Annotated in this window: 10 protein-coding genes, 1 tRNA gene and 2 pseudogenes; 10 read left to right on the top strand and 3 right to left on the bottom strand. The window is 65.0% G+C overall.

The features are described 5' to 3' along the window. Window positions 1-58: 58 nt before the first annotated feature. Window positions 59-148, bottom strand: a tRNA-Ser gene (locus tag XH93_RS21825). A 752-nt stretch (window positions 149-900) separates the two neighbouring features. Between XH93_RS21825 and XH93_RS21820 the strand changes: the two genes are divergently transcribed. Further along, window positions 901-1,833 (top strand): septal ring lytic transglycosylase RlpA family protein, encoded by a 933-nt coding sequence (locus XH93_RS21820; RefSeq protein ID WP_194469102.1) that lies wholly within the window; start codon window positions 901-903, stop codon window positions 1,831-1,833. Window positions 1,834-1,851: 18 nt separating this feature from the next. On the opposite strand, the pseudogene XH93_RS21815 reads toward XH93_RS21820, so the two are convergent. Next, window positions 1,852-2,786, bottom strand: a pseudogene (locus XH93_RS21815) (alpha/beta fold hydrolase). A 160-nt stretch (window positions 2,787-2,946) separates the two neighbouring features. On the opposite strand from XH93_RS21815, the gene XH93_RS21810 reads away from it, so the two are divergent. From XH93_RS21810 to XH93_RS21770, 9 genes and pseudogenes are all read left to right on the top strand, one after another. After that, entirely contained in the window at window positions 2,947-4,206 is a 1,260-nt protein-coding gene (locus tag XH93_RS21810) for a D-alanyl-D-alanine carboxypeptidase family protein (RefSeq protein ID WP_246799266.1), read from the top strand. Between the two features lies 1 nt (window position 4,207). Beyond that, window positions 4,208-4,894: a dTMP kinase gene (tmk, locus tag XH93_RS21805; protein WP_139483625.1), complete on the top strand. Its 687-nt coding sequence runs from the start codon at window positions 4,208-4,210 to the stop codon at window positions 4,892-4,894. Then, on the top strand, window positions 4,891-5,931 hold the full coding sequence (locus tag XH93_RS21800; protein ID WP_194469101.1) for a DNA polymerase III subunit delta': 1,041 nt from the start codon (window positions 4,891-4,893) through the stop codon (window positions 5,929-5,931). Before tmk ends, XH93_RS21800 begins: the two co-directional genes overlap by 4 nt. Window positions 5,932-5,988: 57 nt before the next feature. After that, entirely contained in the window at window positions 5,989-7,926 is a 1,938-nt protein-coding gene (metG, locus tag XH93_RS21795; RefSeq protein WP_194469100.1) for a methionine--tRNA ligase, read from the top strand. A 14-nt stretch (window positions 7,927-7,940) separates the two neighbouring features. After that, on the top strand, window positions 7,941-8,732 hold the full coding sequence (locus XH93_RS21790) for a TatD family hydrolase (RefSeq protein WP_194475277.1): 792 nt from the start codon (window positions 7,941-7,943) through the stop codon (window positions 8,730-8,732). Further along, window positions 8,729-9,535 carry an MBL fold metallo-hydrolase gene (locus XH93_RS21785; protein ID WP_194469099.1) on the top strand — a complete coding sequence of 269 codons (807 nt, stop codon included), beginning with the start codon at window positions 8,729-8,731 and terminating at the stop codon, window positions 9,533-9,535. The genes XH93_RS21790 and XH93_RS21785 overlap by 4 nt, the downstream gene beginning before the upstream one ends. A 144-nt stretch (window positions 9,536-9,679) precedes the next feature. Next, window positions 9,680-10,438, top strand: coding sequence for a nitroreductase family protein (locus XH93_RS21780; protein ID WP_194469098.1), 759 nt, complete (start codon window positions 9,680-9,682; stop codon window positions 10,436-10,438). Continuing rightward, window positions 10,419-10,886 carry a MarR family winged helix-turn-helix transcriptional regulator gene (locus tag XH93_RS21775; protein WP_194469097.1) on the top strand — a complete coding sequence of 156 codons (468 nt, stop codon included), beginning with the start codon at window positions 10,419-10,421 and terminating at the stop codon, window positions 10,884-10,886. The genes XH93_RS21780 and XH93_RS21775 overlap by 20 nt, the downstream gene beginning before the upstream one ends. Before the next feature lie 289 nt (window positions 10,887-11,175). Beyond that, window positions 11,176-12,288: pseudogene (locus tag XH93_RS21770) on the top strand (integrase core domain-containing protein); the annotation flags it as partial. A 373-nt stretch (window positions 12,289-12,661) separates the two neighbouring features. On the opposite strand, the gene XH93_RS21765 reads toward XH93_RS21770, so the two are convergent. Then, on the bottom strand, window positions 12,662-14,311 hold the full coding sequence (locus tag XH93_RS21765; RefSeq protein WP_194469096.1) for an acyl-CoA synthetase: 1,650 nt from the start codon (window positions 14,309-14,311) through the stop codon (window positions 12,662-12,664). Window positions 14,312-14,316 lie beyond the last annotated feature (5 nt).

Here is a 14,316-nt window from a genome sequence, read left to right as displayed (position 1 = left end):
GGAAGCACTGATTTTTGCCGGGGACTCCGAACGGGGAGAACAACGCAGAACAGTGTACTGGCGGAAGGGGTGGGATTCGAACCCACGGTACCCTTGCGGGCACGCCGGTTTTCAAGACCGGTGCCTTAAACCACTCGGCCACCCTTCCGTCTGGATGCGAGCGACATAGCAAAGGGGGGAGGTTCGCGAAAGGGGCATGCGGTCGCCCCAAAGGGACAGCAAGGACGGCGCGCGCGGCGCCCAAGGTCTTAGTCTTCAGCTGAACGCGAACGCCAGCAGGCTCGAGCACAGCAGCACGAAGCTCGCTGCGGTCAGGGTCAGAAATCCGTCGGAGACCAAATCGTGATTACGCATGATACACCTGCCTTGAAGGGATGCTCATCCGAATTGATTAAAGCTTTCCGAACTGTCGCTCTTGCTCCTGGAAAGAGATGATGCGTCTTTCCGCTTTCAACGGACCCGATCAGGCCCGATACCAGTAGCCTTCCACAGCGTGAGCCACGAAGATGGCTGCACTCACCAGGCCCATAACCGCTGTAACCGTCTCGATCATCGCAAACTTCCTTTGCGCCCCGCAGGCGAGAGAACGATTGCAGCCTTGCACAGTCAAAAAGATTCAATTGTTGGGATCGAAGATGCGCCGGGACTGATGATTTGCTGCAACAGTGTGTCTGATTGCGGGACACGTGCGGGCGCTTGGCGCGGCTTTAGCTCAGTAGATCAACGGAGGGCGCGCAACAGACCATTCACCACGGCGGGCTAGCTTGAAAGCTCACCCCATTTCCGCCGTGTTCCGGTTGCGATATCGTCACGGTCTGGTGCGGAAGGTGGGCTGCATCATGGGGATGACCTCGACGCCTCGCAGTAGGCGCGGGTCCGGCAGAATGGTACTTGGGGCAGATGGGGATTAGACGGCCAGATTCGATCATCCGGACGGCGCGCGGCGCTGTTGCGGTGGCCACGTGCCTCGTCCTCGCCAACTGCGCCTCGTCGAACAAGTTCGCCAGCCGCGTCGACCCCCGATACGGCGTGTCGTCCAGCCCGCGCGTGGTCGCGCTCGGCGATCCCGTGCCGAAGGGCGGCGGCACCTACCGGATCGGCAAGCCCTACGTCGTCGCCGGCCGCACCTACGTGCCGGAGGAGGACGTCAACTACCGGGCCGACGGCATCGCCTCCTGGTACGGCAACGATTTCCATGGCCGCCTCACGGCCAATGGCGAGGTGTTCGACATGAGCTCGCTCACCGCGGCCCATCCGACCCTGCCGATGCCGAGCTACGCCCGCGTCACCAATCTGAGCAACGGCAGGTCGCTGGTCGTGCGCGTCAATGACCGCGGCCCGTATCACGGCAACCGCCTCATAGACGTCTCGAACAAAGCCGCCGAACTGCTTGAATTCAAAGGCAATGGCGTCGCCCGCGTCCGCGTCGAATATGTCGGCCGGGCACCGCTCGAAGGCTCCGACGACCGCCAGTTGATGGCAACGCTACGCACCGGCACGCCGGCACCGTCGCCGTCGATGGTCCGGGTCGCCTCGGCGCGACCATTCGTGCCGGAGATGTCGTCCTCGGGCGGCCGGATCCGCGGCGACGTCCCGCTGCCGGAGGGGCGGCCCTACAGCCTCGGCAATACCTCGGCCGATTACGCCTCGATCAACGCCACCTCCGAAATGTCCGCCTCTGGCCGCTCCCGCGGCCGCGTCCGGAACAATCCGCGGGAAGTATCCTACGAGAATGATGAGCGCTACGCCGCGAGCCCGAGCCCGGCGTCCGCGTATGTGCCGATCGACGCGCGCGGCCCAGCCGAGGTGCTGAGCGGGCGCGGCCTCTACTGAATCAGGTACTTCGCCTGACTATTTGAGAAATGCGATCAGCGACGCATTGACCTCGTCGGGGCGCTCCTGCTGGATCCAGTGGCCGGCCCCTCGATGATCAGCTTCTGCTTCAGGTTCGGCAGCACGCGCTCCATGTCGGCCACCCGCTTGGCGCCGATCAGCCCGGTGATGACGGAATCGTTCGAGCCGGCGATGAACAGCGAGGGCTGGTGGATCTGCGCGTCCTGCCAGGGCGCGGTCAGCTCCCAGTTGCGGTCGAGGTTGCGGTACCAGTTGAGGCCGCCGCGAAAGCCGGATCGGCGGTAATTGTCGGCGAACTCGGCGATGTCGGCCTCGGTCAGCCAGGTCGGCAGCGGCTTGTCGCCCGGCAGCTTGCCCAGAAAGCCCTTGGCCTCGTCGACGAACATCGAGTCAGGATCGGACACGCCGCGCCCCAGCACCAGCCGCATGGTGCTGATGACGTCACGCTCGAACTCGGCTTCGGCGACGCCCGGCGGCTGAAAATACTGCCAGTAGAAATTGGTGATGCCGCCCTCGCGCAGGGTCTGAAGCGGACGCCCGCGGCCGCGAAACGGCGGCGGCACACTGAGGCCGGCGACCTTGGTGAAGATATCCGGCCGGAACAACGCGGCGTGCCAGGCCACCGGCGCGCCCCAGTCGTGGCCGACAATCACGGCCTGTTCTTCGCCGAGCGCGGCCACCAGGGCGACCATGTCGCCGACGGTGTCGAAGATCGAGTAGGCGCCGACATCGGCCGGCGCGCTGGTGCGGCCGAAGCCGCGCATATCGGGCGCAACGACATGAAAACCGGCGGCAGCGAGCGCGGTGATCTGGTGCCGCCAGGAGTAGGACAGTTCCGGCCAGCCGTGGCAGAGCACGACCAAAGGTCCTTCGCCTGCCTCGCGCACGAACATGTCGATGCCGTTGGCGGTGATGGTGCGTGAGGAGGACATCGCGTTTCCGCCTTGTTTGCCGGTTCTGTTGCCTTTGCCGGTTCCAAGATTACGGACGTTCCGCGCAGGCGGCAATCCAGCCGGCCGTGCATAAGCGCAAATACCTCAGTTGTTTGCGATACTTCCACCTGTTAGAACGCAGTCTTTCAGGACATCGCCGATGGCAGGAAAGACCGCAGTTCCCCGCACGTTCGCCGCTCGCGCCGGACGAGGCTGGCGCGGCCTGATCGCGGCCGTCGTCGCGCTGGCGATCGGCTGCGGCGGGGTGGTCTATGCCGCCAACAACAGCGTGCAGGGCGCCAAGAAGGACGAGGGAGGTTTCGACGGCGATGCCCCGACCGCGATCCTGGTCGAGGCCTCCAGCGGCAGCGTGCTGTTCGAGAAGAATGCCGACGAGCTGCGCGCGCCGTCGAGCATGATGAAGCTGATGACGGCCGAGGTGGTGTTCAACGCCATCAAGAAGGGCGACGCCAAGCTGACCGACGAGTACCGCATCAGCGAAAATGCCTGGCGGCGCGGCGGGGCGCCGTCCGGTACCTCCACCATGTTCGCGGCGATCAACAGCAAGGTCTCGATCGACGATCTCCTGCACGGCGCGATCATCCCGAGCGGCAACGACGCCTGCATCGCGCTGGCCGAGGGGCTGGCCGGCAACGAATATACCTTCGCAACCGACTTCATGACCAAGCGCGCCCGCGAGCTGGGCCTGACCAAATCCACCTTTGGCAATTCCAACGGGCTGCCCGACCCCCGCAACAAGATGACGGTGCGGGAACTCGCGGTGCTGGCGCGCCACATCATCCTGACCTATCCCGACATGTACAAGCTGTTCGGCGAGAAGGAATTCACCTGGAACAAGATCCGCCAGCAGAACCGCAATCCGCTGCTCAACGCGCTGCCCGGGGCCGACGGGTTGAAGACGGGCTACACCAAGGAGGGCGGCTACGGCATGGTCGGGTCCGCCGTGCAGAACGACACGCGGCTGATCGTCGTGGTCAACGGCCTCGAGGACTCCGAGGACCGCGCCACCGAGGCCAAGAAGATGCTGGAATGGGGTTTCCGCAGTTTTGAGACCCGAACCTTGATCGCGGCCAACCAGCCGGTCGGTTACGCCCGGGTGTTCGGCGGCGAGAGCCGCTCGGTCAAGCTGACCACCCCCGATCCGGTCAAGGTGATGGTGGCGAAGAACGGCAACGACAAGCTGATCGCGCGCATCGTCTATAGCGGCCCGGTCAAGGCGCCGATCACGGCCGGCCAGAAGATCGGCGTCGTCCGGGTCTGGCGTGGCGGCAACGTCGCGGTGGAGCAGCCGGTCTATGCGGCGGACGCCGTCGCCACGGGGTCGACGATGCGCCGTGCGCTCGACGGCGTGCAGGAACTCGTCATCGGCATGTTCCGCGCCGGCGTCGAGAAGCTCTGACATGGCAGAGGCAGCAGTCAAACGGCCGAGCTTGCGCGGTCGCTTCATCACCTTTGAGGGCGGTGAAGGTTCGGGCAAGTCGACCCAGATCCGCAAGCTCGCCGAACGGCTCGACGCCGCCAAGCTGCGCGTCATCGTGACCCGCGAGCCCGGCGGCTCGCCGGGCGCGGAGATCATTCGCCACCTCGTGCTGTCGGGGATGGGCAAGCTGCTCGGGCCGGATGCCGAGACGCTGCTGTTCGCGGCTGCCCGCGACGATCATGTGCGCACGGTGATCCTGCCGGCGCTCAATCAGGGCATCTGGGTGCTGTGCGACCGCTTCTTCGATTCCACGCGCGCCTATCAGGGCCAGCTCGGGCAGGTGCTGCCCGGCCTGGTCAACGCCATGCAGCGCGTCACCATCGGCGATCTCAAGCCCGATCTGACCTTCATCCTCGACGTGCCGGTCGAGGTCGGCCTGCAGCGCGCCAGCGCCCGCCGCGGCAATGCGGCCGCGGATCGTTTCGAGGCGGAAGACGTCAAGTTCCACCAGGATCTGCGCGAGGCCTACCGGAAGATTGCGGCCGAGGATCCGCAGCGCTGCGTGCTGATCGATGCCACACCCGATCCGGATGCGGTCACGGCCAAAATATGGGCGGAGCTGCGCGAACGGCTGCGCGCGACGCAATCGGCGGCAAGCCCGGCATGAGCGCGCGCAAGGTCGAACAGGAGATCGCGGTCCGGCATCCGCGCGAAACGCCCGATCTGTTCGGGCATCGCGAGGTGGAGGCCGCCTTGCTCGATGCCTATCGCAGCGGCCGCATCCCGCATGCCTGGCTGATCGGCGGCGCGCAGGGCATCGGCAAGGCGACGCTGGCCTATCGCATGGCGCGGTTCGTGCTGGCGTTCCGCAATCCGCTGGCCGCGCAGGTTCAGCAGGCGCCGACGCTGCGGCTCGACCCATCCGATCCGGTGGCGCGGCAGGTCACCGCCGGCGCGCATGGCGGGCTCCTGGTGCTGGAGCGCGGCCTCAACGACCGCGGCGTGATGCGCACGGTGATCACGGTCGACGAGACCCGGGAGACGATCTCGTTCTTCGGCTCGACCGCCGCGGTCGACGGCTGGCGCGTCTGCATCGTCGATACCGTGGACGAACTCAATCCCAATGCCGCCAATGCGCTGCTCAAGATCCTCGAGGAGCCGCCGCAGCAGTCGCTGTTCCTGCTGGTCAGCCACGCGCCGTCGCGGGTGCTGCCGACCATTTTGTCCCGCTGCCGCAAATTGCTGCTGCGGCCGCTCGAGCAGGACGACGTGCTGCGCGCGGCCGCCGCCGCGACCGGCATGGCGTCCGACGATCCCGCGCTGGCGGAGGCCGCGGCCGCATCCGAGGGCAGTGTGGGCAGGGCGCTGTCGCTGCTCGGCGGCGACGCCCTCAAGCTGCAGCAGCGCACCGCGGCGCTGCTCGCGACGCTGCCCAACGTCGATCCGCGTGAGCTGCATGCGTTGGGCGACGCGCTCGGCACCAGCGACCGCGTCGCGCTTGCCGCCTTCATCGACGGCATCGATCGCTGGATGAGCGAGCGCATGCGCACTGGCGATGCCAATGCCAATCTGCCGCGCCTTGCACGGCTGGCGGAGGTATGGGAAAAGATCGTCCGCGCCGCGCGCGATACCGAAGCCTACAATCTGGAGCGCAAGCCGCTGGTTTTCTCGGTGTTTTCGATGCTCGCCGATGCAACCCGATAGACGCTCCGTCTGACAACACTCCCGACATTCCCGTTTCGACCTACAGAGGATTTTGTGGTGGCGACCGCTAGGAAGAAATCGTCGAAGAAGAAGGCGAAGAAGACGAAGAAGGCGGCGCCCGCTCGCGCAAGCGGGAAGAAGGCTGCGGCCAAGTCGCGCGCCGCCAAGAAGGGCAAGCGCGTCGCCAACAAGGCGAAGAAGGCTGCCAAAAAGACCGTCAAGAAAGCGGGCGCGAAGAAAGCGGCCAAGAAGACAGTAAACAAGGCAGCGAAGAAGGCCACCAAATCGGCGCCCAGGGCCGCGGCTGCAAAGGCTGTCGCTCCGGTACCGCCGGCCCCAGAGGCACCGAAAGCCCCGGCAGCCAGCAAGGCGCCAAAGCCGGCCCGTGCGCCGAAGCAGCCCAAGCCAGCCGCCGTTGCTCCTGCGTCTGCGCCTATAGCCGCACCGGCCGCAGATCGCGGCAACGTCTTCTACATCACGACGGCGATCGCCTATCCGAACGGCCAGCCGCATATCGGCCACGCCTATGAGGCGATCGCGACCGACGCGCTGGCGCGCTTCCAGCGGCTCGACGGCAAGGACGTGTTCTTCCTGACCGGCACCGACGAGCATGGCCAGAAGATGATCCAGACCGCGCAGGGCGAGGGCATGAGCCCGGAAGCACTTGCGACCCGCAACGCCGCGCGCTTCAGGGAAATGGATGAACGGCTCAACGTCTCGTTCGACCGCTTCATCCGCACCTCGGAGCCGGCGCACCACAGGTCGGTGCAGTCGATCTGGAATCGCATGCAGCAGAACGGCGATATCTACATCGACATCTATGCAGGCTGGTACTCGGTGCGCGACGAGGCCTACTACGCCGAGGAAGAAACCACCGTCGGCGAGGACAACGTCCGTCGCGGCCCGCAGGGCACGCCGGTGGAATGGGTCGAGGAAAAGAGCTACTTCTTCAGATTGTCCGCCTACCAGGACAAGCTGCTGCAGCTCTATGAGAGCCAGCCCGATTTCATCGGGCCGGATTCGCGCCGCAACGAGGTGATGAGCTTCGTGCGCGGCGGGCTGAAGGACCTCTCGATCTCGCGCACCACCTTCGACTGGGGCGTCAAGGTCCCCAACGATCCCGAGCACGTGATGTATGTGTGGGTCGATGCGCTGACCAACTACATCACCGGCGTCGGCTATCCGGACGAGAGCGACGCGAATTGGCGCTACTGGCCGGCGGACGTGCACATCATCGGCAAGGACATCATCCGCTTCCACGCGGTGTACTGGCCGGCCTTCCTGCTCTCGGCCGGGATTCCCGTGCAGAAGCGGGTCTACGCCCACGGCTTCCTGTTCAGCAGGGGCGAGAAGATGTCGAAGTCGGTCGGCAACGTCGTCGACCCCTTCAATCTCGCCGACCAGTACGGCGTCGACCAGGTGCGCTACTTCTTCCTGCGCGAGGTGCCGTTCGGCCAGGACGGCAACTACAACCACGAGGCCATTGTCGCGCGCATCAACGCCGATCTCGCCAATGATTTCGGCAATCTGGCGCAGCGCTCGCTGTCGATGATTGCAAAACAGCTTGGCGGCGTGCTGCCCGAGCCGGGCGAGTTCAGCGACAACGACAAGGCGATCCTGGCGCAGGCCGACGCCATGCTGGAGACTTCGCGGACCGCGATGGCGACTCAGCAGATCCATCAATGGCTCAACACGGTCTGGGCCGTGGTCGCCGAGGCCAACCGCTACTTTGCCGGCGAGGCGCCGTGGGCGCTGGCGAAGACCGATCCCGCGCGTCAGAAGACGGTGCTGTACGTCACCGCCGAAGTCGTGCGCCAGATCGCGATCATGGCGCAGGCGGTGATGCCGGAATCTTGCGCCAAGATGCTCGACAGCCTCGGTGTTGCCGCGGACGCTCGGCAGTTTGCCGCGCTCGCGGAGCGGATCAAGCCGGGGACGCTGTTGCCGGCGCCCGTTGGTGTGTTCCCGCGTTACGTGGAACCGAAGAGCGAGTGAGCGGTTCGGACATCATGCTGGTCGACAGTCACTGCCATCTCGATTTTCCCGACTTTGCCGACGATCTCGACGGCATCGTCGGCCGCGCCAACGCGGCCGGCATCGGCCGCATGGTCACGATCTCGACCCGGGTCAAGCGGCTCGACGGGCTGCTTGCAATCACCGAGCGGTTTCCCGACGTCTATTGCTCCGTCGGCACCCATCCGCATCATGCCGATGAAGAGGACGGCATTCCCGCCAGCGAGTTGATCGAGCTGACCAAACATCCGAAGGTCGTGGCGCTCGGCGAGGCGGGGCTCGACTATTTCTATCAGCATGGTTCGCGCGAGGCGCAGGAGCGCGGCTTTCGCGCTCACATCGCCGCGGCGCGCGCGACCGGACTGCCGCTGGTGATCCATACCCGCGAGGCCGACGAGGATTGCGGGCGCATCCTCGAGGACGAGGTCGCGAAGGGACCGTTCAAGGCCGTGCTGCACTGCTACACCGGCGGCCGCGAGCTCGCCATGAAAGCGATCGCGCTCGGGCTGTTGATCTCGTTCACCGGCATCATCACGTTCAAGAAGTCGGAGGCCCTGCGCGCGCTGGCGGCCGAACTGCCGGCCGACCGCATCATGGTCGAGACCGACGCGCCGTATCTCGCGCCCGGCAAATTCCGCGGCAAGCGCAACGAGCCGGCCTATGTCGTCGAGGTCGCCAGGGTGCTGGCGGAGACCCGCGGCGTCTCGCTCGACGAGATTTCGCGGCAGACCAGCGAAAACTTCTTCCGGCTGTTCTCAAAAGTGCCGGCGCCGAAGGTTGCTGCATGACGCTGACACTGACAATTCTGGGCTGCGGCTCTTCCGCCGGCGTGCCGCGCCCGGCGCTCGGCTGGGGCGCCTGCGATCCCGGCAATCCCAAGAACCGGCGCCGCCGCTGCTCGATCATGGCCGAGCGCACCACGGCGCAGGGCACCACGCGCGTCGTAATCGACACCTCGCCGGACCTGCGCGAGCAGCTGATCGACGCCGATGTCGAGCATATCGACGCGGTGTTCCTGACCCATGAGCACGCCGACCAGACTCACGGTATCGACGATTTGCGCTCCGTCGTGATGCACCAGCGCCGCCGCATCCCGGTCTATTTCAACATGTCCACCGCCAAGGACATCATGGCGCGGTTCTCATATTGCTTCATCTCGCCGGAAGGCAGCGATTATCCGCCGATCCTGACGCGGCATTCGATCGAGGCCGGCGAGAGCCACACGGTCGAAGGGAAGGGCGGCGCGCTGAAGCTCGAGGCCTTCCTGGTGCAGCATGGCCGGATTCCCGCGCTCGGTTACCGCATCGGCGATTCCGCCTACACGCCCGACCTGCACGACATTCCGGAGGAGAGCTGGCAGGCGCTGAGGGATCTCGACCTCTGGATCGTCGACGGCCTGCGCTATGCGCCGCATCCCAGCCACTTCAGCGTGGCCGACGCGCTGTCGTGGATCGAGCGCTTCAAGCCGAAGCGCGCGGTCCTCACCAATATGCATTCCGACCTCGACTACGAGGTGCTGCGGCACAAGCTGCCGCCCGGCGTGATCCCGGCCTATGACGGCATGCGCCTGACGCTCGATCAGGCGGGCTGACACTTCCCAATCACGACATTTCCTTCGGTCGGACCGCACCCGTCCGCCGCCGCACGTTCGCCGTGCCAGCGATCACACGCTTGCGCATTGACCTTTCGCGCGATTCGGATATCGTTATGATCATAACAATATCGGAAGGACCTGATGGCCGAAGCCACGGCAACGCGCGATTACACCGACCGCACGCGATATGACGCCCTGATGGACGTCGTGAAGAACCGCCTGACGACGCGGGCGTTCGATTCCAGCTACGTGATGCCGGCGGAGCATTACGACATGATCCTGGAGGCCGCGCGGCACGCGCCGTCCGGCGCCAATGCCCAGCCCTGGCACTTTATCGCGGTCACCGACCAGGACCTGAAGAACCGGATCACCGAGTATTTTCGCGAGGAGCAGGTGGCGCGCGCCAAGCTCAAGATGAAGTTTCCGACGCCCGACTATCGCGGCCTGGCCTCGGCGCCCGGCTTCATCGTCGTCGCCAGCGATTTTCGCTGGGTCAGAGCGTTTCCGGTGCTCAACGACGGCTCCGAGCTCGACAAGATGTACAAGGAGAATGCTGAGCGCATCCTGCTGCAGAGCGTGGCGGCGGCGACGATGTCGGCGCACCTCGCTGCGGCTGCACTCGGTTACAATGTCTGGTGGGTGACTGCGATCGGGCAGGAGAAGGCGCAGCAGGCGATGAAGCCGCTGCTCGGCATCCCCGAGGAGCTGTCGGTGCTCGACATCATGTGCTTCGGTCCGCCGGCGAAGCCGCCGTACAAGCGCTGGAAGAAGAGCCTGTCAGACATCAGCAACTGGAACAGGTTCGACGCCTCGCATTATATGACCGAGGCCCAGATCGACGAATGGGTTTCGACCACGCGCCACAAGGTGATGTATCGCGATGCCGAGAACGTCGACTAAGCCGGCAGCGCCGGTCAAGCGGCTGGCGCCAGATTACCGGCTGGAGGACCAGGTCGGCTTCCTGCTGCGCCGCGCCTATCAGCGCGCTTCGTCCAATCTGGTCGAGCAGATCGGCTCGCACGATCTGACGGCGCCGCAATTCGCGACACTGGCGCGGCTCTATGAGCGCGGGGCGCTGTCGCAGAACCTGCTGGGCCGGCTCGTCGCGATGGAGCCGGCCAACATCCGCGACGTGGTGCTGCGGCTGAAGAAGCGGCGGCTGGTCGCAACGCGGCGTGATCCGACCGACAAGCGGCTGGTGCTGATCGACCTGACCGCCGCCGGCGTTGCGCTGGTCGAGCAGTTGATCCCGATCGAGATCGCATGCACGGCCAAAACGCTGGCGCGGCTCGATGCCGAACAGAAGCAGCTGCTGTACGATCTGCTCGGCCGCCTCGCGGAGAACTGAACGCCTCGCCCAACACACGCTGTCGTCCCTGCGAAAGCGCTACGGCATGCACATCACTCAGCCGATCTTGCTTAAGGCGGCACGGGAGGTGGGAGGGCTCTCTCCCCCCTTGCGGGGGAGAGTTGGAGCGAGGGGTAAGCCACAGACACCGCCCGCGCGGCTTACCCCTCTCCCTAACCCTCCCCCGAAGGGGGGAGGGAACCCATCGGTCCTAACCGGCTACATAGGTAACAGAATAGACCGGCGACATAGGTAACAGGTCAACTGATCGGCAAGGAGGAGCTTGCCGATGGGGTGGATGGAGACCTGTGCTGTGGATGAGCGGATGCGTTTTGTGGTCGTGGCGCAAAGGCACGATGAATCATTTGCGGCGGTGTGCCGGCGGTTCGGCGTGAGCCGTCGGGTGGGCTACAAATGGCTTGCACGGTTCGAGGAAGAAGGTGCGGCCGGACTGTTCGATCGTTCGCGAGCTCCGCTGCATCGTCCGCACAGCATTGCCGAGAAGATTGCCGAGCGTTGCCTTGAGGTGCGTCGGGCGCATCCGACCTGGGGGCCGATCAAGGTGCTGGCCTTTCTCGAACGGAAGTCCCCTCGGACGGCCTGGCCTGCCGCAAGCACGATAGGCGAGCTGTTCGACCGAGAGGGCCTGACCGTGAAGCGCAAGCTGCGCCGGCGCGGCCCGCCTTCGAGCGCGCCCTTTGCCGGTTGCGAGGCGGCCAACGACGTGTGGTGCATCGACTTCAAGGGCTGGTTCCTGACCGGGGACGGCATGCGCTGCGAACCGCTGACGATCACCGATGCCTACAGCCGCTATCTGCTGCGCTGCCAGGCTCTGGCACGCACCGATACCAATCATGTCTGGCCGGTGCTGGACGCGGCGTTCCGGGAGTTTGGATTGCCGCACGCCATGCGCTCGGACAACGGCTCGCCGTTTGCTTCGCGCGGCGCCGGAGGATTGTCGCGGCTGTCGGTCAAGCTGATCAAAGCCGGCGTGACGCCGGAGCGCATTGCACCGGGCAAACCTCAGCAGAACGGGCGCCATGAGCGCATGCATCTGACCCTGCTGCAAGACGTTGCCAATCCGCCGGCTCGTACCATGCGCGAGCAGCTCAAGCGTCTGCACAGCTTCCAGCACCTCTACAACGAGGAGCGGCCGCACCAGTCGCTCGACAATGCTACGCCTGCCGACCGTTATCAGGCCTCCCCACGCCGCTTCGACGGCGTCTTGCGCCAACCGGAATACCACGACCAGGACGTCCGTTCCGTCCGGCACAACGGAGAGATCAAGTGGCTGGGCAACACGATCTACATCAGCGAAGCGTTGATCGGCGAACCCGTTGGGTTGGCCGAGAACCAGGACGGCTGGACCGTCAGCTATGGTCCGATCGTGCTCGGCACGATCGCCCACCGGGGCGACCTGCTCCGCAGACCCAAACGAAAGACAAAAGGCTGTGGACTTGAGGACAACGCTGCGCGTTGCCCTCAGGGTCCACAGCCTCAACAACAACAGACCTGAACGAAACGAGAATTGTGTTACCTATGTCGTCGGTCTGAACTGTTACCCATGTCCCCGGTTGCTCACATCCGGTGGTGCCTTCCTGACCTGTAAGTCCTCGCACCAGATGTGTGCATGCCGTAGTGCGAAAGCAGGACCCATAACCACAGGCTTTGGTGTTGAGGTAAGCTGTCGCCCCAGCGCAGCAACACAATTGGCATTCGTGGTTATGGGTCCCGGGTCAAGCCCCGGGACGACAGCGAGCATGTGGAGCCTTGCTTCAGGCCGAGATCGCCTTGGCGGAGCCGACCTGATTGCGCAGCAGGAATTTCTGGATCTTGCCGGTGGATGTCTTCGGGATCACGCCGAACACTACCGATTTCGGGGTCTTGAAGCCCGACATGTGCTCGCGGCAATAGGCGATGATCTCGGCCTCGGTTGCCTTCGCGCCGTCCTTCAATTCGAGGAAGGCGCAGGGCACCTCGCCCCATTTCGGGTCCGGCTTTGCCACCACCGCCGCGAACAGCACGGCCGGGTGCTTGTAGAGGATGTCCTCGACCTCGACCGATGAGACGTTCTCGCCGCCGGAGATGATGATGTCCTTGGAGCGATCCTTGATGATGACGTAGCCGTGCTCGTCGAGCACGCCGAGATCGCCGGTGTGAAACCAGCCGCCGGCAAACGCTTCCTGGGTCGCCTTCTCGTTCTTCAGATAGCCCTTCATCACGATGTTGCCGCGGAACATGACCTCGCCGATGGTCTCGCCATCGCGCGGCACCTCGCGCATGGTTTCCGGATCGAGCACCGTGACGCCTTCCTGCAGCGGATAGGAGACGCCCTGGCGTCGCTTCAGCTGCGCGCGCTGGTCGGCCGACAGTTCGTCCCAGCCCGGCTGCTCGGCGCAGACCGAGGCGGGGCCATAGACCTCGGTCAGGCCGTAGACATGGGTCAGCTTGACACCGATGCGCTCGGCGCCTTCGAGCACGGCGACCGGCGGCGCCGCGCCCGCGATCAGACCGACGACCGGCTTCGCCTTGCCGCCCTTCGGCGCGTCAGGCGCATTGATCAGCGTGTTGTAGACGATCGGCGCGCCGCACATGTGGGTGACGCCGTGCTTCGGGATCAGCTCAAAGATCTTCGCCGGGTCGACCTTGCGCAGGCAGACATTGACGCCGGCAGCCGCCGCGATGGTCCAGGGAAAGCACCAGCCGTTGCAATGAAACATCGGCAGCGTCCAGAGATAGACTGGATGCTGGCCGAGATTGCCGGCAAGGATGTTGCTGACGGCGTTGAGATAGGCGCCGCGATGATGCGTCACCACGCCCTTCGGGTTACCCGTCGTGCCGGAGGTATAGCTCAGCGCGATCGCATCCCATTCGTCGGCCGGCGGCCGCTCGACAAACAAAGGATCGCCCTGCGCGACGGCTGCCTCATACTCGATTTCGCCGATCCGCTTGCCGCCGGCAAACGCCGCATCATCGACGTCGATCACGAACGGCTTTGCGCCCTCCATCAAGGTCAGGGCTTCTGCGATCACGCCGGAAAATTCCGGGTCGACGAGGATGATCTTGGCGCCGCCATGGTCGAGCTGGAACGCGATCGATGGCGCATCGAGCCGGATGTTGAGCGCATTCAGCACCGCGCCGGTCATCGGCACCGCGAAATGCAGCTCGTTCATCGCCGGGATGTTCGGCAGCATCGCCGCGACGGTGTCGCCGTGGCCGATGCCGCGGCCGGCCAGATACGACGCAAAGCGCTTGCAGCGCTCATACATCTCTCTCCAGGTGAAGCTGCGGCCTTCATAGACCGTGCTGACATGGTCGGGATAGACCGCGGCCGAGCGCGCCAGGAAGCTCAGCGGCGTCAGCGGCACGTAGTTGGCCGGCGTCTTGTCCAACCCGATCGCGTACTGGTTTTGAGCTGCACTCATGTGGC

The sequence above is a fragment of the Bradyrhizobium sp. CCBAU 51753 genome, from assembly GCF_015291565.1.
Classification (GTDB): Bacteria; Pseudomonadota; Alphaproteobacteria; order Rhizobiales; family Xanthobacteraceae; genus Bradyrhizobium; species Bradyrhizobium ivorense.
The sequence above is the reverse complement of the archived record's forward strand: the minus strand, read 5'-3'. Positions and strand labels throughout refer to the sequence as shown.